We start from the raw sequence: 18,044 nt of genomic DNA, 5'->3' as shown, positions 1-18,044 counted from the left end.
AATTAAATTCTCCTCTACCCTGAACAATATCGCAATCTCAGGAGAACTAACATGCAAAAGCAGGCGCTTATTGTGGGCATTAGCGGAGTGATTGGCCGTGCGCTGGCCGAGAAATTACAGAGCGAAGGCTGGCAGGTTACGGGGCTATCGCGTGGTCGCGGTGCGATCCCCCAGGGTTGCCGCAGCCTGACCGCAGATCTCACGGATGCCAGTGCGCTTCGTGAGGTACTGTCGGCAGAAAAACCGGATGCCGTATTCTTCAGCGTCTGGTCACGGCAGGAAAATGAGAAGGAGAATATTCGCGTCAACGGTGGGATGGTGCGTAATGTTATTGAGGCGCTGGGCGATCGGCTAAAGGGGGCGCATGTGGCGCTGGTGACCGGCCTGAAGCATTATCTCGGTCCCTTCGACGCTTACGGCAAAGGGGATGTGCCGGTAACGCCATTTCGTGAAGAGCAGGGCCGCCAACCCGTCGATAACTTCTACTATGCCCAGGAAGATGAAGTTTTTGCCGGGGCGGAAAAATACGGCTACACATGGAGCGTACATCGCCCGCACACCATCATTGGTTATGCCATTGGCAACGCGATGAACATGGGGCAGACGCTGGCGGTCTACGCCACGCTGTGCCGTGAAAAAGGCTGGCCCTTTATCTTCCCCGGTTCCCCGGAGCAGTGGAACGGTCTGGTCGATATGACGGATGCGGGCCTGCTGGCGGAGCAGTTGCTGTGGGCGGCAACATCAGACGCAGCGGCTAATCAGGATTTCAATACGGTTAACGGTGACGTGTTCCGCTGGAACTGGTTATGGCCGCAACTGGCCGCGTACTTTGGTATTGAAGCCGCAGACTATCCGGCGCAGATGATGCCGCTGGACGAGCGCATGCAGGAAGCGGCTGAGATGTGGCGCGAGATAGCGGCGCGTTATCAACTACGCGAGGCGGATATCACTAAGCTGGCGTCCTGGTGGCACACCGACGCGGATTTAGGCCGTCCTATGGAAGCGTTCACGGATATGAGCAAGAGCCGCAAGGCGGGATTTACGGGCTATCGGTCGACGGTCGATTCGTTTATTCAGCTGTTTGATAAGCTGAAAGAAGAGAAGGTGATCCCGGGATAATGTGAGGCGGCCTGCTGCAGGCAAGGCGGGCCGCAACAGCGAAAAGGATCACAGCGTATCACCGTAATAGATTTGGTATCCCAGGTTTACAGTGTTACGCGTTTCTTTCCCTGCCAGGCGTTTAATTAAAATTTCCGTCGCCACGCTGCCCATTTCATAGCGTGGCGTGATGACGCTGGCCATTTTTTGCAGCCGGGCGCGCCCCATTTCCAGACCGTGAAAACCGGCAATAGCGACCTGTTCAGGCACGCTAATTTGTTGCGCCTCGCATTCCAGAAGCACGCCAACCGCCAGATCGTCGTTAGTGCAGAAAATGGCATTAATATCCGGCCTGTCCTGTTGGGTTTTTAAGAATAACTGCCGCCCGAGCGCGATGGATGAAATTGCGTTCGGAACAACGTGGTACGGTTTTAATCCTTGCTGGCTCAGCGTCCGCTCAACTCCGCGAAAACGGCTGACGTCACGCGGATCGTCCATCGATCCCAGAAAGGCCACCGAGCGTTTTCCAGCCTCAAGGAACGCCTGCGTCATCTCCGAGGCCGCTTTTTCATTATCGATACCCACCTGAATATCCAGACAATGTTCGGTAATGTCCATCAGCTCAGCCACAGGAATACCGCTGGAACGGACATATTGTACCATTCGATCAGTGTGTTTTTTTCCGGTCAGGATCAGAGCGTCAATATTGTAGGAAAGTAAATTCAGTACTTCGCGCTCTTCACGTTCACTATCGTACTCATAGTTGGCGATCAGCGTCTGGTACTGGTGTGCAGATGTTACCGACTCGATCCCGGCCAGCACATCAGCAAAGATCTGGTTACGGAACGAGGGGATCAGCACACCAATCGTTTTGCTACGCGCATTCAGGAGGATTTCCGGCGCGCGATTGGGGATATAGTTATTTTCTTCCATGATTTTCGAAATCAGCTCACGGCTTCGCTGCGAGACCTGATTAGGATCGCGTAGATAACGGCTGACCGTCATCTTGTTGAGCCCGGCCAGCGTAGCGATATCCTGTAGCGTCATCCGGTTGTTTTTCATGGCGTTCTCTGCGAAACACGGTGTAATGAATTCGCAGAGAACCTTATCACAGCCAGTCATTGACTGCATCCTGTCCGGGCTGATTAGCTAAGCGCATTATCTGCACGTAATGTCGGGGCTGAAGACGCGTGGTTGGCCCGGACGTAGTACATCAATACCACGGATGCCAGCAGCGCAATCGCCATAAAGGTATATGACACGCCCGGTCCGCCGGTGAGGCCGTTCAGATAGCCAACCAGCCATGCGCCAAGGAAAGCGCCTAACGCGCCAAAGCTGTTGATCAATCCCATTGATACGCCTGCCACATTACGCGGCAGCAACTCCGGTATTAATGCGAAGAACGGTCCGTAAGGCGCGTACATACAGGCCGCGGCAACCACCAGCAGGGCATAGGAGAGCCAGAAGGCATTGCTTCCCAGCATCCACGAACAGAAGAACGCTACTGAGGCAATGAGCAACAAAGGCCAGATAAACAGTTTACGGTTCTGGAACTTATCAGAAAGCCATGACACCGTGAGCATCAGGCATATCGCCGCCAGGTAAGGCACCGCCGCCAGCCAGCCGACAGAGACAATATCCATTTGCGCCGCTGATTTTAGGATGGAGGGCATCCACATCATGAAGCCATAGACGCCAATACTCCACAATGCATGGACGGCGCAGAGCATTACCACATTGCGTGAGCGCATCGCCTCGCCGTAGTTACGTACCGGCTTGATGTTGGATTGTTCGCGATCCATCGCCTGCTGAAGCGCCTCTTTTTCCTTCCCATTCATCCAGCTGACTTCAGACGGTTTATCACGCACCAGTACCCACCAGCAAAATGCCCACAGCACCGCCGGGATCCCTTCGATAATAAACATCTCGCGCCATCCCCATGCCTGGATCAGATAGCCGGAAACAATTGACATCCACAGCACGGTGACGGGATTGCCCAGAATCAGGAAAGTATTCGCACGTGAACGTTCCGTTTTCGTAAACCAGTTGCTGATATAAATCAGCATCGCTGGCATCACCGCCGCTTCCACCACGCCGAGGATAAAACGGATGGCCATCAGCATGGGAATATTGCTGACAAAGCCCGTTGCCGCCGCGCAAATCCCCCATAATATCAGGCTGCAAAAAATCATTTTCCTTACGCTACGTTTGACGGCGTACAGCGCACCCGGCACCTGAAAAAAGAAATAACCAAGGAAGAATAGCGCGCCTATTAACGATGCGGTGCCTTTGGTGATCCCCAGATCGTTTTCAATCCCGGCCGCTGCCGCAAATCCATAATTGGCGCGGTCGAGATAAGCCAGACTATATGTAATAAAAATAATCGGCATTAAATACCACCAGCGCCGGGCTGGCAATTTAGCAAAAGCGTTCATATGCATTCCTTTTGAGAAGGGATTTACACTGCAGCTAACATTCCGCCGTCGACGAAGAGAATATGGCCATTAACAAAATTTGATGCCGGTGCCGCCAGGTAGACCGCTGCCCCAATCAGTTCTTCCGGTTTACCCCAGCGCGCAGCAGGCGTGCGCTGATATAACCACGAGGAAAATGCCTCATCATTCACCAGCGTCTCGGTCATCTCCGTGGCAAAATAACCCGGCGCGATACCATTAACCTGAATATTATATTCCGCCAGCTCCACGCACATGCCGCGGGTCAGCATTTTGACGGCACCTTTAGAGGCGGCATAGGGCGTAATGGTTTTGCGACCTAATTCGCTCTGCATTGAGCAGATATTAATAATTTTTCCTTCACGGCGCGCCATCATATATTTCGCCACCTGCTGAGAAACCAGAAATACGGATTTCTGGTTCACATCAATTACCCGATCCCATTCCGCTTCCGGAAATTCGGTTAACGGATAACGGCGCTGGATCCCGGCATTATTGACCAGGATATCAATTGGCCCGATTTCCTGTTCTATCTGCGCAATCGCCGCTTCCACCTGCTGGCCATTTGTCACATCAAAACCATACCCCACGGCGTCATGGCCCCGCGAGCGTAGCTTTTCTGCCGCCTGGCTGGCACGTTCCTGAGTAATGTCATTAATGACCAGGCTTGCTCCATGCTCGGCCATACCCAACGCCAGCAGATGCCCTATACCTTGCGCAGAACCGGTAATCAGCGCCCGTTTCCCTGCCAGACTAAAGATATTTTTCATGTAAAAACCTCTTTTTGAGTAGCTGTTACGCGTAACTGTATACGCGTAACAGTAAAAAAAGAAGATCGCTCAGAAAGGATGTGGTTGTTTTGTGATCTGGATTGGATTTAGGGGGCGAGCCAAGCTGGTTTACTTATGTCTGACAGGACGTTTTTAAATGGTAAAGGGGGGACGCGTTGAGAGCTTACAAAAAGAGGCGAAATCAGTTTCCTCAAAAGCAAAAACCCGCCTTGTGGGCGGGTTCTTTAGAATAGTGGTGCCCGGACTCGGAATCGAACCAAGGACACGGGGATTTTCAATCCCCTGCTCTACCGACTGAGCTATCCGGGCAACGGGGCGCATTAAACCGTAATCCCCGATTCGCGTCAATGAAATTTCGCGAAATCCTGTCTGTTTGCTTAACTTTGCGGCAAAAAGCCGCTTATGTCAGCGCACCACCCTGACGACACTGGGCAAAACGCAGCACATCTTCTGCCAGACGCTGAGCGGTGTCGACATCGGTCTGGCTGCGATTCACCAGCATACGGCTCAGGCAGCCTTCGAGGATCAGTTCCATTTGCTTCGCCACCATCGCCGGATCGTCCACTTCCAGTTGCGTTAATAGCTCGTGGCTGAAGTCATGCGCCGCCTGCTTTTGCTGATCGGCCAGCTGGTGAATCGGGTGGCCCGGATCCGGGTAAAAGGTACAGGCGGCGATAAACAGGCAGCCTGGATAGCGATGATTGCTCACGCATTCGGTCAGCGCGCCGTAACGGGCCAGCAGTTTTTGTTCGGTGGTCAGCTCATCATTATGCATAAGCTGCCTGCGCCAGGCGTCGACCTGCTGGCTGAGATAGCGTAATACGTCGTAGAGCAATGCTTCCTGGTCAGGCCAGAAACGCTGTAACTCTTCCAGTGGATAATCAAGGCGCTCGGCAACCATCTCAAGCGTGGTGCTGGCTATCCCTCTTATCTCAAGTAATTTAAGGGCTTCTCCCAGGACGTCTTCACGTTGCACGATGTTCTCCTCCATTTTGTCCCCTGAAGTGTCGTTTACCGGGGCAGATTCTGCAAATGCGTATAAAAGGCCGACGCGTCCATAAAACCGGTTACCCGGCTTTCAGGATGCTCTTTGCCTTCGGCGTCGAAAAACAAAATTGTCGGTAATCCCAGTACGTTAAGGCGTTTTAACAGGGCGATATCTGCGGCACTATTGGCCGTCACATTGGCTTGTATTAATACGCTATGACTTAATGCCTGACGGACCTGCGGATCGCTGAAGGTGTATTTTTCGAACTCTTTACAGGCGACGCACCAGTCGGCGTAGAGATCCAGCATCACCGGTTTGCCCTGCGCCGAGGCCAGCGCCCGATCCAGTTCATCTACACTGGCGATACGGGTAAAGTTCAGATGCGCCTGCTCAGTCGCGGCGGGTGCGCCAAAGGCCCAGTCCTGTAGCGGGCGAGCACAGATCAACGCGGCGCCGAGAAAAACAATTTGTACCAGGCGCATCCAGGAGCGTTGCGCCTTCAGGCTGGTAATGAAGGCCCAGCCGAAGAAGGCCACGCCGAGCAGCGCCCACAGGCGTGATCCCCAGATATCACCGATGATCCGCTCCAGCAGGAAGACGGGCAGGGCGAGAATAATAAAACCAAATGCGGTTTTAACCTGCTCCATCCACGGTCCGCTTTTCGGCAGCATGCGGTTGCCAAAGACGGTGACGACAATCAGCGGCAGGCCCATGCCCAGCGCGTACAGATACAGCGTGCCGCCGCCGAGCCACAGGTTACCGCTCTGGGCGATGTAGAGCAAAATAGCGCTAAGCGGTGCGGTGGTGCAGGGGGAACAGATCAGTCCGGCAATCGCGCCCATGGCAAATACGCCGCCGGGAGAGCCTCCCCGCTGACGGTTGCTCATCAGCGCCAGACGCGTCTGGAGCGAGGAGGGGAGTTGTAGAGTAAACAGGCCGAACATGGAAAGCGCGAGCAGGGTGAAGACAATCGACAGGCCGATCAGGACGTACGGGTGCTGAAGTGCTGCCTGAAATTGCAGTCCCGCTGCCGCGACGACCAGGCCGAGCGCGGTATAGGTGAGCGCCATACCCTGAACGTAAATAAAGGCCAGCAGCAGGGCGCGGGAGGTGGAAAGCCGTTGCTGACCGCCTAGGACGATACCGGAGATCAGCGGATACATTGGCAGAACGCAGGGGGTAAAGGCGATGCCGATACCGATCAACAGCGCCCACAGCGCGGTAAAAGGCAGTTCTGCGGTTGCCTGCGCCGAGGACGCAGCATCCGCGTCATTGCTCCCTCGCATACTGCCGGACTGTCCTCTCTCCTCAGGGAGAGGTTGTACCTCGCTCACCGGCACCACTCTGGTCTCCGGTGGATAGCAAAATCCCGCAGCGGCGCAGCCCTGGTACGTCACCGTCAGCGTCGCGCCTTTCCCGGCGGAACGGATCGTTACCGGAACAGAGAGTTGCTGGCGGTAAATCTCACTTTTACCAAAAAACTCATCCTCATGACTTTCGCCGGAGGGAAGGGCGAGCGGTGCCACGTCCGCCTGCGCAGCGGTAACGTTAATCTGCTGACGATAAAGGTAATAGCCCTCTTTGACCTGCCAGTTAAGCGTGAGATCGTGCTGATGTTGCTGAAAATCAAAGGCAAAGGCCTGGTCGGCCGGAACGAAGTTTGAACGCCCGGGGGCGTCAAAAAGACCGGCAAAAGCGGATGTGCCGCACAGCAGCAGGATCAGCGTAAGGATGCGTTGAGCCATGAGAGATAGTCACTGTCTCCGTGAAGAACGGGTAAAACCAGAAGTTCGGGGGTCTGATACGGGTGATGTGCTTTCAGGCAATCGAGCAGCGCCTGTTGATGGACAGATGAGGTTTTTAGCACCATCTGTACCTCATACTCCTGCTCCAGCTTACCCTCCCAGTAATACAGCGATGTTGCGCCGGGGAGGAGGATGACGCAGGCGGCGAGTTTATCGCCCAGTGCTTTTGCAGCTAAATCCTGAGCGGTGGCTTCATCAGGGGCGGTACAGAGTACGATAACGGCGTCGGGCGTGGTCATCATCAACCTCGTATCAGGGAAAAGAGGCACTATACCACGGCGGAAGAAAAGGGTTTATTGCGCGGGCCGTCCGATGGCCCGCGTTTAACAACATTTACAACAGAATGCCGCCAATAATGAATCCCAGGATCACGCACAGCGAGATGGCGATAACGCCAGGGATTAAAAATGCGTGGTTAAAGACGTATTTGCCGATGCGCGTCGAGCCAGTATCGTCCATTTCTACCGCGGCCAGCAGAGTCGGATAGGTAGGCAGCACAAACAGTGCGGAGACCGCTGCAAACGAGGCAATGGCGGTCAGCGGGGTGACGCCGAGCAGCAGCGCGGCAGGCATCAGCGCTTTGGTGGTTGCCGCCTGTGAATAAAGCAGCGTGGCCGCAAAAAACAGCACCACCGCCAGCAGCCACGGATAACTGTTCAGCAGATCGCCCGCAACCGCCTGGATATCGCTAATATGATGTTTAACGAAGGTGTCGCCCAGCCACGCCACGCCGAGCACGCAGATACAGGCACTCATACCCGATTTAAAGGTCCCGGCGTTGAGGATCTCCCCGGTATCGACTTTACAGCTCAGGCAAATCAGCGTCGCAATGGTTAACATGAAGACCACGATCGCTTCGTTACGCGGCAGGATCGGGTTGGCGATGAGCCCCACCGTCGGGCTGATGGCGGTGGCGTACAGCATCACCGCGATAATACCGATCAAAAACAGCATCACGGAACGTTTGGCGTGCGGCTTGAGGGTGAAAACCTGACTGCCGCGCAGTTTGATTTCGCCTTTCGCCAGCCGCTCCTGATACACCGGATCGTCTTTCAGTTCGGCACCGAGGAAGTTACAGACGATGGCAGTGAGCATCACGGCGATCAGCGTGACCGGGATACAGATCGCCAGCAGCGTCAGATAGCTGACGCCCAGCGGCTCCAGAATACCGGCGAAGAACACCACTGCGGCAGAGATAGGCGAGGCGGTAATGGCGATCTGCGAGGCGACGACGGCGATAGACAGCGGGCGAGAAGGGCGAATGCCCTGTTCTTTCGCGACCTCAGTGATCACCGGTAATGTGGAGAAGGCGGTGTGTCCGGTCCCCGCCAGAATGGTCATAAACCACGTCACCAGGGGGGCGAGAAAGGTAATGTACTTCGGGTGCCGCCGCAGCATACGCTCTGCCAGGCTCACCAGAAAATCCATCCCACCCGCGACCTGCATCGCCGCAATCGCGGCAATTACCGCCATAATGATTTCAATCACATCGAACGGGATCGCGCCGGGGGTAATTTGAAAAAAAAGCGTCAGGACGAGGACGCCCAGTCCGCCAGCAAATCCAATGCCGATGCCGCCGAGGCGCGCACCGAGATAAATTGCCAGCAGGACGATAACGAGTTCTGCACCAAACATATATGCCTTCTCTGTTTTTAATAAGTTGATATTAAATTGTTGTAATTAAGTAAAAGCAAGCAACAAAAAAGGCACGTCATCGCTGACGTGCCTTCATGGTGAGCCAAAAACCGTTACTGTTCGCTTTCATCAGTATAACGTTTTGCTTTATAGGCCGGATGCATCAGGTTTTGAGCCGAGAAGATATCATCCAGCTCCGCCTCAGTGAGCAGCCCGCGCTCCAGGACCACTTCACGCACGCTCTTGCCCGTTTCAGCGCAAATTTTACCGACGATATCGCCGTTATGGTGGCCGATATACGGATTCAGGTAAGTGACAATCCCGATGGAATTGTAGACATAGCTTTCACAGACGACTTTGTTGGCCGTAATACCGTTGATGCATTTTTCCAGCAGGTTGTAGCAGGCGTTGGTAAGGATGTGGATGGATTCAAACATCGCCTGTCCAATTACCGGCTCCATCACGTTCAACTGAAGCTGACCGGCTTCTGAGGCCATGGTCACGGTGGAGTCATTACCGATGACTTTAAAACAGACCTGGTTAACGACTTCCGGCACGACCGGGTTCACTTTTGCCGGCATAATGGACGAGCCCGCCTGCAACTCTGGCAGGTTGATTTCGTTCAGCCCGGCACGCGGACCGGAAGAGAGCAGGCGCAGGTCGTTACAGATTTTCGACATCTTCACGGCCAGGCGTTTCAGCGAGCTGTGAACCATCACGTAAGCACCACAGTCGGAGGTTGCTTCGATCAAATCTTCGGCAGGAACTACCGGCAGGTTGCTGACTTCAGCCAGCTTCTGCACCGCCAGCGCCTGATAGCCGTCCGGCGTATTCAGACGCGTACCGATGGCCGTTGCGCCAAGGTTCACTTCCAGCAGAAGTTCAGCGGTGCGCAGCAGGTTTTTCGTCTCTTCATTGAGCAGAACGTTAAAGGCGTGGAATTCCTGGCCGAGGGTCATCGGCACCGCGTCCTGAAGCTGGGTACGGCCCATTTTCAGCACGTCCTGGAATTCAACCGCTTTCTTCTCAAAACCTTCACCAAGCTGATGAATGGCGTCGATCAGTTTGACGAGAGAGGCATAAACCGCAATGCGGAAACCGGTCGGGTAAGCATCGTTAGTCGACTGGCATTTATTGACGTGGTCGTTAGGATTGAGGAACTGGTACTCACCTTTTTGATGGCCCATCAGCTCCAGGCCAATGTTCGCCAGCACCTCATTAGTATTCATGTTGACGGAGGTTCCTGCACCGCCCTGATAGACGTCAACCGGGAACTGATCCATGCATTTGCCATTGTTAAGAACTTCATCACAGGCGGCGATAATGGCGTTTGCCACATTTTTCGGGATGGTCTGTAGCTCTTTATTGGCCAGAGCCGCTGCTTTCTTCACCATCACCATACCGCGTACAAATTCAGGGATATCGCTGATTTTGCTGTTACTGATGTAGAAGTTTTCAATCGCTCTCAGAGTGTGAACGCCATAGTAGGCATCCGCTGGTACTTCCCTGGTGCCCAACAGGTCTTCTTCGATACGAATGTTGTTTAACATGTAAACCTTCTCTTTCAAGCTGCCAATGATTACACCAAATACGCAGTATTTATGTGGGTATGCGTATTTTCTGACCGACGATTATCTCCTGAATCGGCCCGGTGCCCACGATCATATGCTGATGATAGCGAATTGCAGTAATCTGGATCACTTAATATGCGCGAGATCGCAAGATAATTATTGATGTGTGAAATGTGTCACTCCCTGAGGGGAAAGCCTGAAAATAGCCGGGTAATTTGGTTGAACTTTGGTGATTCGCCTCCATCTCATAAAGATGCGTTTTGCAAACCCATTTTGGCAGAGGCTGACTTGCCGCTGCCCACCACAGGAGAAGCCAGTGCGCTGGATACCTTTACTTGCTGTTTTTCTTTACGTTTATATCGAGATTTCGATTTTCATTCAGGTCGCTCACGTGCTGGGCGTGCTGTTAACATTGCTGCTGGTGATTTTTACTTCGTTTATCGGCATGTCGCTGGTGCGTAATCAGGGATTCAAAAACTTCCTGCTGATGCAACAGAAGATGGCGGCGGGTGAAAGCCCGGCCAGCGAAATGATTAAAAGCGTTTCGCTGATCATCTCCGGCCTGCTGCTGGTGCTGCCGGGCTTCTTCACCGATCTGTTAGGGCTGCTCCTGTTGTTACCGCCGGTGCAAAAGCATCTGACCCTGAAGCTGATGCCGCATTTGCGCTTTTCACGCATGCCGGGCGGTGGATTCAGCGCCGGAACCGGCGGGGGAAATACGTTTGACGGGGAATACCAGCGTAAAGATGACGAGCGCGATCGGATTGAGCATAAGGACGATCGCTAACGGGCCTGCGATGTCTCAGGCCCGTTAAATGATTATGATGGTACGACAATGCCGCGTTTTGGCAAAAACAGCCACAGCGCGGCCAGCACGATAATGGCATACAGACATTTCCATCCCACCATCGCCAGTAGCAGCAGGCACAACAGGCTGCCGATCACCGCCAGCGCCCGGTAACGTCCTTTCAGCAAACGGCAGCCCGCCAGCATGCACAGCAGATAAATAATGATAAAGATGCCGTTGGCATAGACGATCAGCGCGTCCAGATTAATCTCCAGCCCGTAAATCGCGATGGTGCAGATAACGCAGCAGCCCAGCACGGCATTGAGCGCGTTGATCGGCAGCTGTTTTTTCGACAAACGCGCAAGCGGGCTCTGCGGTTTATACAGCGCCTGCGACCAGACCAGCCGCGCAAAGCTCTGAATGTAAATATTCAGGCTGGCGAAGCAGGCCAGATAGCCAATAATGCAGGCCACCCACTGCGCCTTAACGCCAAAAAGCTGCACCACGATGGCGGGCAGCGAGGCGGCGGCAGCACGATCTTCGCCGTAAGCGTTAAAGTGCAGGACCACCACGGTGCAGGCCCAGTACACCGTCCCTGCCAGCAATAACCCGATCATCAGCGCCCGCGGGAAATCACGTTCCGGGTGTTTGAATTCGGAAGCCAGATGGGCAAAAGCCTCCAGCCCGACAAAGCACCAGAACATTACGGCCAGGGCGGAAAACAGCGCCGGAGTCTGAATGTCCTGCGGGGCAGGGAAGGGGATGTGTGCCAGGGGAATATCGCCAAACCACCAGATAGCCACAATCAGCGCGACGATCAGCAGCGCTACCAGACTTTGTAAATTAGCGCTGGAGCCTGCGCCACGTGTGCCAATAAACCAGATGAGCGCGAGAGTGATCAGTTCGGCGATAAGCAATTGCCAGCCGTACCAGCCAAACATTGCCTGCCAGAACCCGGCGGCGATATGTAGCGCAGCGGGGAGGCCTACCGGAATAACTGACAAAAATAGCCAGCCGGTAACGCGTTCAAGACGCGGGCCAAACGCCATGCCGACAAAATGCGCTACGCCGCCCGCGCTGGGAAAATGACGCCCCAGGATGGCGAAGACGATGGCAATCGGAAACACCAGCACAATCAGCACGGGCCAGGCCCATAAACTGTTATTTCCCGCGACCAGCGCCGCCAGCGCCGGAACGGCAAAAACGCCGGTTCCCAACAATGACGTGGAAAGCAACCCCACGCCCTGAGCCAGTCCCAGCTCCTGTTTTAATCCAGACATCAATCAGTTCTCAATTAACGATTTACGCGTCACCGATGGTACCACACTCCGTCTGGAGCGCCCCGGTATCGCAATGCGAAGCGATTAATCGCCGGGAATAAAATTTTTTTTCGTCTTCCCCCTTGAAGGGGCAAAAAGCGACCCCCATCTCTCAGGCACCAGTCGGAGAAGCCTGTGGCTCTCTGACGTCATCCATAACTGATAAAGACTTTCTCAAAGGAGAGCTATCAATGAGTATTCGTCCGCTACATGATCGTGTGATCGTCAAACGCAAAGAAGTTGAATCCAAATCGGCTGGCGGTATCGTTCTGACCGGTTCTGCAGCAGGCAAATCAACTCGTGGCGAAATCATCGCTGTCGGTAAAGGCCGCATCCTGGAAAACGGTAATGTGCAGCCGCTGGACGTTAAAGTGGGCGACATCGTGATTTTTAACGATGGCTACGGTGTGAAATCCGAGAAGATCGACAATGAAGAAGTGTTGATCATGTCCGAAAGCGACATCCTGGCAATTGTTGAAGCGTAATTCGCGAACGACACTGAACATACGAATTTAAGGGAAAGAAAAAATGGCAGCTAAAGACGTAAAATTCGGTAACGACGCTCGTGTGAAAATGCTGCGCGGCGTAAACGTACTGGCAGATGCAGTGAAAGTTACCCTCGGCCCGAAAGGCCGTAACGTAGTTCTGGATAAATCTTTCGGTGCACCGACCATCACCAAAGATGGCGTGTCCGTAGCACGTGAAATCGAGCTGGAAGACAAGTTCGAAAACATGGGCGCGCAGATGGTGAAAGAAGTGGCCTCTAAAGCGAACGACGCTGCGGGCGACGGCACCACCACCGCAACCGTGCTGGCACAGTCCATCATTACTGAAGGTCTGAAAGCCGTGGCTGCGGGTATGAACCCGATGGACCTGAAACGTGGTATCGACAAAGCGGTCACTGCTGCGGTTGAAGAGCTGAAAGCGCTGTCCGTACCGTGCTCTGACTCCAAAGCCATTGCTCAGGTAGGTACCATCTCCGCTAACTCCGACGAAACCGTAGGTAAACTGATCGCGGAAGCGATGGACAAAGTCGGTAAAGAAGGCGTGATCACCGTTGAAGACGGTACCGGTCTGCAGGACGAACTGGACGTGGTTGAAGGTATGCAGTTCGACCGTGGCTACCTGTCTCCTTACTTCATCAACAAGCCGGAAACTGGCGCAGTAGAACTGGAAAGCCCGTTCATCCTGCTGGCTGATAAAAAAATCTCCAACATCCGCGAAATGCTGCCGGTTCTGGAAGCCGTGGCAAAAGCAGGCAAACCGCTGCTGATCATCGCTGAAGACGTTGAAGGCGAAGCGCTGGCGACCCTGGTGGTTAACACCATGCGCGGTATCGTGAAAGTGGCTGCGGTTAAAGCACCGGGCTTCGGCGACCGTCGTAAAGCGATGCTGCAGGATATCGCTACCCTGACCGGTGGTACCGTGATCTCTGAAGAGATCGGCATGGAACTGGAAAAAGCCACCCTGGAAGACCTGGGCCAGGCAAAACGCGTTGTGATCAACAAAGACACCACCACCATCATTGATGGCGTGGGTGAAGAATCTGCTATTCAGGGTCGTGTGACTCAGATCCGTCAGCAGATCGAAGAAGCGACTTCCGACTACGACCGTGAAAAACTGCAGGAACGCGTAGCGAAACTGGCAGGCGGCGTGGCCGTTATCAAAGTCGGTGCTGCTACCGAAGTTGAAATGAAAGAGAAGAAAGCGCGCGTTGAAGATGCCCTGCACGCGACCCGTGCTGCGGTAGAAGAAGGCGTGGTTGCTGGTGGTGGCGTTGCGCTGATCCGCGTAGCCTCCAAGCTGGGCGAACTGCGTGGTCAGAACGAAGATCAGAACGTGGGTATCAAAGTTGCGCTGCGCGCAATGGAAGCTCCACTGCGTCAGATCGTGCTGAACTGCGGTGAAGAACCGTCAGTGGTAGCTAACACCGTGAAAGCGGGCGACGGCAACTACGGTTACAACGCGGCTACCGAAGAATACGGCAACATGATCGACATGGGTATCCTGGATCCGACTAAAGTGACCCGTTCTGCTCTGCAGTACGCGGCATCTGTAGCCGGTCTGATGATCACCACCGAGTGCATGGTAACCGACCTGCCGAAAAGCGATGCGCCTGACTTAGGGGCTGCTGGTGGTATGGGCGGCATGGGTGGTATGGGCGGCATGATGTAATTGCCCTGCACCTCGCAGAAATGAATAAACCCCCGGGCAGAAATGTCCGGGGGTTTTTCTTTTGGTCATCTTTTTAGTATAACATTTACACACGGACAGGTTTGTCCCGCTAATTGATAACGAGGAATAACATGCGCGTAAAAGTCTCAGCAGGGATCGTGGGTGTAGCGTTACTGCTGGCAGGTTGTAGCGCCAGTAACGATCTGACCGCCGGTGGACAGAGTGTTCGCTTTGTTGAAGATAAGCCGGGTGCGGAGTGCCAGCTAGTTGGCACCGCGACGGGCAAACAAAGTAACTGGCTGTCCGGCCAACACGGCGAAGAGGGCGGTTCAATGCGTGGTGCGGCAAACGCCCTGCGTAATGAAGCGGCACAGATGGGCGGCAACGTGATTTATGGCGTAAGTAGCCCAACGCAGGGAATGTTGTCGAGCTTTGTACCGACCGCCAGCGAAATGCAGGGCCAGGTATATAAGTGCCCGAACTGATTGCCGTTATGTCATGCCCCCGGAATGGGGGCATATTACGCTATCAGGCGGAGGCTTTCTGCTGAACGCTCATGCGTAGCTGATACAGCGCGCGCATACATTGCTCTTGTGAGAGCGGGTGTGCGTTATCTGTCGTGAGGGTTTTGACAAATACTTCACAGGGCTTGTCTTTCAGTTTGCTCAGACGACGGCTGTAAGCCAGCAGGCGACGAGAGATGGCTTCAGCCTGTTTGGTTTCTGACTTACTGCGCGTTTTCACCACCGTGCCGCACTGCTGCAGCTGACCTTTTTCGTCGGTGTACTGATAAACCATCGCCAGGTAATGATTGAAAAGCTGTAATTTCCATTCAGGCTGCTGATAAGTGTCATATTCCAGACTGCCATTCGCCAGGCAGTCCACATCATATAACGGCAGGAAGTCGAGCAGCGAAGACAGGCGCAATGACAGCTCGCGCATTTTCGCATTATTTATTGCATGAATAATTGCCTGCACGATTAACGAAATTTGCAGCTCGTTAATTTCGACGTCCAGTATATCGCCGCCGTTAAGGCTCAATTTGAAAAGTAAATTTTCGCCTTTATTGTCGCTAAGCTCCAGGTTCTCCACCCGCTGCGAAGCATCAGCATCGCGCAACTCCTCCACAGTGAGCGTCGGAATGCTGGCATGCATTTTTTTGGTAGCGGCGTCACGGGCTTTGGACAGTGCCAGCCGCTGTTCTTCAGGCATCTGGCTGTGCTGCCAGAGGCGATGCTCCAGCGCGATAAGCAGGTCTCTGAGTACCAGCGCAGGGAAAAAAAGCGTGGTTTCTTTATTTCTCGGCTGTCTGATTTTAAACGCCAGCGCCACAAAAGTATCACCCTGACGGATAACTCCGGTGTTTATTCCTTTAATATTTATCGCCATTGCGGTTCTCCCTAACCATTTATATAAATAATAGTTAAAAGTTATTAATAATTAAATTGTATATTTAAAGTTGGCATTCTGCGGCATTATTTTAATGTACTGAGGCAAGAATACAATGACCAATTGTGCTCAGGCTGAGTTGCACGTCAGCCTGAGCATATTGATAAAATGATTTAATAGATAAAAATCATTTTTGCCGTAAATGTAAATCAATCGGCGTTTTGCTGGGCTCGCCGCCAATTTCACGCGCCAGTTTCGGCACCATATACCCTGAAATTAGCGTCAACAGCTCCCGCATGATCGTTCGCGCTTCCTCGTCGCTGACCAGAAAATGCGCTGCGCCCTGAACTTTATCCAGCACGTGAAGATAGTAGGGCATCACGCCAGCATCAAACAGCGCATTGCTCAACGCGGCAAGCGTTTTTGCACTGTCGTTGACACCGCGCAGCAGGACACTCTGGTTCAGCAGCGTGACGCCAGCCTGCCGTAGCGTTGCCATTGCCGCGCGAAAATCTGCGTCAATCTCGTTAGCATGGTTGATATGGTTCACCAGCAGAATTTGCAGCGATGAACGGGCAAAACGTGCCGCCAGGGTCTGCGTAATGCGGGCAGGGATCACAATGGGTAAACGACTATGAATACGCAGGCGCTTAATGTGCGGGATCGCTTCAAGCGCCGAAAGCAGCCAGTCCAGCTCGTGATCTTTCGCCATCAGCGGATCGCCGCCGGAGAAAATAATTTCATCCAGCTCAGGATGCGCAGCAATGTAGTCCAGCGCGGTTTGCCAGTTACGTTTGTTCCCCTGATTATCGGCGTAAGGGAAGTGACGACGGAAGCAATAGCGGCAGTTAACCGCACAGCCGCCTTTTACCAGCAGCAGCGCACGATTCTGGTACTTGTGCAGCAAACCAGGCACCACGCTATGCTGCTCATCCAGCGGATCGGCGCTGAAACCAGGCGTGACGATAAACTCGTCCTGCGAGGTAAGTACTTGACGCAACAACGGATCGTGCGGGTCGCCTTTCTGCATACGCGCCGCAAACGCACGGGGCACGCGCAGGGCAAACAGGCGTTTTGCCTCAATTCCTGCGAGCAGAGCATCATCAGCGTCTATATTCAGAAGACGCAGAAGTTCATCGGGATTGGTAATAACATCGGCAAGTTGCGTTAACCAATCTTCTCGGGACGGGGTATTTAGGGTTACAATATGCGCCATTTTGTGGCTTAGCTACCATTTAACAATTTCAGAGGGCCTTATGGCGACTTACTATAGCAACGATTTTCGTGCTGGTCTTAAAATCATGTTGGACGGCGAACCTTATGCGGTCGAAGCCAGCGAATTCGTTAAACCAGGTAAAGGTCAGGCGTTTGCACGCGTTAAGATGCGTCGTCTGCTGACCGGCACCCGCGTAGAGAAAACCTTCAAGTCTACCGATTCTGCTGAAGGCGCTGACGTTATCGATATGAACCTGACTTACCTGTACAACGACGGTGAGTTCTGGCACTTCATGAATAACGAAACCTTCGAGCAGCTTTCTGCAGACGCAAAAGCCATTGGCGACAGCGAAAAATGGCTGCTGGACCAGGCTGAGTGCATCGTGACCCTGTGGAACGGCCAGCCGATCTCTGTAACCCCGCCGAACTTCGTTGAACTGGAAATCGTTGAAACCGATCCGGGCCTGAAAGGCGACACCGCCGGTACTGGCGGTAAACCCGCTAAACTGTCTACCGGTGCCGTGGTGAAAGTGCCGCTGTTCGTCCAGACGGGCGAAGTGATCAAAGTGGATACCCGCTCTGGTGAATACGTTTCCCGCGTAAAATAATGTACGTTGTGCCTGCTGGCGTCGGAAGCGTTCTGGCCTGAGCAGGCACATTGTTCTGGTGCGGCATCAGGCTGCGCCAGCTTGTTTACCCGCCTCTTTTGCTGTTCTGTCGCTTCGCTTCTTCAAAGACTCTTAAAAATTTCTTTCTGACCGCCATTTCTCAGGATTTTGTCTATGCTTAAGTTGCTATACACAAATAACACTGGTGAA

General features: G+C 53.6%; 17 protein-coding genes and 1 tRNA gene. 6 read left to right on the top strand and 12 right to left on the bottom strand.

Translation table 11 applies throughout. The features are described from left to right. Positions 1-51: 51 nt before the first annotated feature. The gene (locus P0H77_RS20825) at positions 52-1,119 is read left to right on the top strand and encodes an SDR family oxidoreductase (protein WP_276159075.1); all 1,068 of its coding nucleotides are present in this window, start codon (positions 52-54) and stop codon (positions 1,117-1,119) included. Positions 1,120-1,167: 48 nt separating this feature from the next. Here P0H77_RS20825 and P0H77_RS20820 read toward each other — a convergent pair whose 3' ends face one another. From P0H77_RS20820 to aspA, 9 genes are all read right to left on the bottom strand, one after another. Then, positions 1,168-2,160, bottom strand: a complete 993-nt coding sequence (locus tag P0H77_RS20820; protein WP_276159074.1) for a substrate-binding domain-containing protein — start codon at positions 2,158-2,160, stop codon at positions 1,168-1,170. An 83-nt stretch (positions 2,161-2,243) separates the two neighbouring features. Then, positions 2,244-3,533: an MFS transporter gene (locus tag P0H77_RS20815; RefSeq protein WP_276159073.1), complete on the bottom strand. Its 1,290-nt coding sequence runs from the start codon at positions 3,531-3,533 to the stop codon at positions 2,244-2,246. Between the two features lie 23 nt (positions 3,534-3,556). Further along, on the bottom strand, positions 3,557-4,321 hold the full coding sequence (gene idnO / locus P0H77_RS20810) for a gluconate 5-dehydrogenase (protein ID WP_276159072.1): 765 nt from the start codon (positions 4,319-4,321) through the stop codon (positions 3,557-3,559). A gap of 254 nt (positions 4,322-4,575) precedes the next feature. Beyond that, positions 4,576-4,651 (bottom strand) — tRNA-Phe (locus P0H77_RS20805). 91 nt (positions 4,652-4,742) lie between these two features. Further along, positions 4,743-5,318 carry a transcriptional regulator gene (locus tag P0H77_RS20800; RefSeq protein WP_276165188.1) on the bottom strand — a complete coding sequence of 192 codons (576 nt, stop codon included), beginning with the start codon at positions 5,316-5,318 and terminating at the stop codon, positions 4,743-4,745. Between the two features lie 35 nt (positions 5,319-5,353). Then, a complete protein-coding gene (locus P0H77_RS20795; RefSeq protein ID WP_276159071.1) occupies positions 5,354-7,075 on the bottom strand; it encodes a protein-disulfide reductase DsbD in 1,722 nt (573 codons plus the stop codon). Next, the gene (gene cutA / locus P0H77_RS20790) at positions 7,051-7,374 is read right to left on the bottom strand and encodes a divalent cation tolerance protein CutA (RefSeq protein ID WP_276165187.1); all 324 of its coding nucleotides are present in this window, start codon (positions 7,372-7,374) and stop codon (positions 7,051-7,053) included. Before cutA ends, P0H77_RS20795 begins: the two co-directional genes overlap by 25 nt. 94 nt (positions 7,375-7,468) lie before the next feature. Then, positions 7,469-8,770 carry an anaerobic C4-dicarboxylate transporter gene (locus P0H77_RS20785; RefSeq protein ID WP_276159070.1) on the bottom strand — a complete coding sequence of 434 codons (1,302 nt, stop codon included), beginning with the start codon at positions 8,768-8,770 and terminating at the stop codon, positions 7,469-7,471. Positions 8,771-8,883: 113 nt separating this feature from the next. Next, on the bottom strand, positions 8,884-10,320 hold the full coding sequence (gene aspA, locus P0H77_RS20780) for an aspartate ammonia-lyase (protein WP_276159069.1): 1,437 nt from the start codon (positions 10,318-10,320) through the stop codon (positions 8,884-8,886). A gap of 337 nt (positions 10,321-10,657) precedes the next feature. On the opposite strand from aspA, the gene P0H77_RS20775 reads away from it, so the two are divergent. After that, complete coding sequence (locus P0H77_RS20775) at positions 10,658-11,128, top strand: FxsA family protein (protein WP_276159068.1); 471 nt, start codon at positions 10,658-10,660, stop codon at positions 11,126-11,128. Positions 11,129-11,160: 32 nt separating this feature from the next. Here P0H77_RS20775 and yjeH read toward each other — a convergent pair whose 3' ends face one another. Next, on the bottom strand, positions 11,161-12,408 hold the full coding sequence (yjeH, locus tag P0H77_RS20770; RefSeq protein WP_276159067.1) for an L-methionine/branched-chain amino acid transporter: 1,248 nt from the start codon (positions 12,406-12,408) through the stop codon (positions 11,161-11,163). Between the two features lie 230 nt (positions 12,409-12,638). Between yjeH and P0H77_RS20765 the strand changes: the two genes are divergently transcribed. From P0H77_RS20765 to P0H77_RS20755, 3 genes are all read left to right on the top strand, one after another. Next, positions 12,639-12,932 (top strand): co-chaperone GroES, encoded by a 294-nt coding sequence (locus tag P0H77_RS20765; RefSeq protein ID WP_043081801.1) that lies wholly within the window; start codon positions 12,639-12,641, stop codon positions 12,930-12,932. A gap of 43 nt (positions 12,933-12,975) precedes the next feature. Next, positions 12,976-14,622 carry a chaperonin GroEL gene (groL, locus tag P0H77_RS20760; RefSeq protein WP_276159066.1) on the top strand — a complete coding sequence of 549 codons (1,647 nt, stop codon included), beginning with the start codon at positions 12,976-12,978 and terminating at the stop codon, positions 14,620-14,622. Between the two features lie 131 nt (positions 14,623-14,753). Beyond that, positions 14,754-15,107 (top strand): DUF4156 domain-containing protein, encoded by a 354-nt coding sequence (locus P0H77_RS20755; RefSeq protein ID WP_176919223.1) that lies wholly within the window; start codon positions 14,754-14,756, stop codon positions 15,105-15,107. Between the two features lie 43 nt (positions 15,108-15,150). On the opposite strand, the gene yjeJ is transcribed toward P0H77_RS20755, so the two are convergent. Together yjeJ and epmB are read right to left on the bottom strand one after the other, a co-directional pair. Further along, complete coding sequence (gene yjeJ, locus P0H77_RS20750; protein WP_276159065.1) at positions 15,151-16,011, bottom strand: YjeJ family protein; 861 nt, start codon at positions 16,009-16,011, stop codon at positions 15,151-15,153. A gap of 187 nt (positions 16,012-16,198) precedes the next feature. Next, a complete protein-coding gene (gene epmB, locus P0H77_RS20745; protein WP_276159064.1) occupies positions 16,199-17,227 on the bottom strand; it encodes an EF-P beta-lysylation protein EpmB in 1,029 nt (342 codons plus the stop codon). Positions 17,228-17,267: 40 nt separating this feature from the next. Here epmB and efp point away from each other — a divergent pair, with 40 nt between their 5' ends. Continuing rightward, on the top strand, positions 17,268-17,834 hold the full coding sequence (gene efp, locus P0H77_RS20740; protein ID WP_176919226.1) for an elongation factor P: 567 nt from the start codon (positions 17,268-17,270) through the stop codon (positions 17,832-17,834). Positions 17,835-18,044: the final 210 nt, after the last annotated feature.

Origin of the sequence: Superficieibacter sp. HKU1 (genome assembly GCF_029319185.1) — a bacterium.
Classification (GTDB): domain Bacteria; phylum Pseudomonadota; class Gammaproteobacteria; order Enterobacterales; family Enterobacteriaceae; genus Superficieibacter.
The sequence above is the reverse complement of the archived record's forward strand: the minus strand, read 5'-3'. Positions and strand labels throughout refer to the sequence as shown.

Bases quoted from the DNA above. Each gene is read 5' to 3' on its own strand.
- P0H77_RS20825 (WP_276159075.1), top strand. From the start codon at position 52: ATGCAAAAGCAGGCGCTTATTGTGGGCATTAGCGGAGTGATTGGCCGT.
- P0H77_RS20820 (WP_276159074.1), bottom strand. From the start codon at position 2,160: ATGAAAAACAACCGGATGACGCTACAGGATATCGCTACGCTGGCCGGG.
- P0H77_RS20815 (WP_276159073.1), bottom strand. From the start codon at position 3,533: ATGAACGCTTTTGCTAAATTGCCAGCCCGGCGCTGGTGGTATTTAATG.
- idnO (WP_276159072.1), bottom strand. From the start codon at position 4,321: ATGAAAAATATCTTTAGTCTGGCAGGGAAACGGGCGCTGATTACCGGT.
- P0H77_RS20795 (WP_276159071.1), bottom strand. From the start codon at position 7,075: ATGGCTCAACGCATCCTTACGCTGATCCTGCTGCTGTGCGGCACATCC.
- cutA (WP_276165187.1), bottom strand. From the start codon at position 7,374: ATGACCACGCCCGACGCCGTTATCGTACTCTGTACCGCCCCTGATGAA.
- P0H77_RS20785 (WP_276159070.1), bottom strand. From the start codon at position 8,770: ATGTTTGGTGCAGAACTCGTTATCGTCCTGCTGGCAATTTATCTCGGT.
- aspA (WP_276159069.1), bottom strand. From the start codon at position 10,320: ATGTTAAACAACATTCGTATCGAAGAAGACCTGTTGGGCACCAGGGAA.
- yjeH (WP_276159067.1), bottom strand. From the start codon at position 12,408: ATGTCTGGATTAAAACAGGAGCTGGGACTGGCTCAGGGCGTGGGGTTG.
- P0H77_RS20765 (WP_043081801.1), top strand. From the start codon at position 12,639: ATGAGTATTCGTCCGCTACATGATCGTGTGATCGTCAAACGCAAAGAA.
- groL (WP_276159066.1), top strand. From the start codon at position 12,976: ATGGCAGCTAAAGACGTAAAATTCGGTAACGACGCTCGTGTGAAAATG.
- P0H77_RS20755 (WP_176919223.1), top strand. From the start codon at position 14,754: ATGCGCGTAAAAGTCTCAGCAGGGATCGTGGGTGTAGCGTTACTGCTG.
- yjeJ (WP_276159065.1), bottom strand. From the start codon at position 16,011: ATGGCGATAAATATTAAAGGAATAAACACCGGAGTTATCCGTCAGGGT.
- epmB (WP_276159064.1), bottom strand. From the start codon at position 17,227: ATGGCGCATATTGTAACCCTAAATACCCCGTCCCGAGAAGATTGGTTA.
- efp (WP_176919226.1), top strand. From the start codon at position 17,268: ATGGCGACTTACTATAGCAACGATTTTCGTGCTGGTCTTAAAATCATG.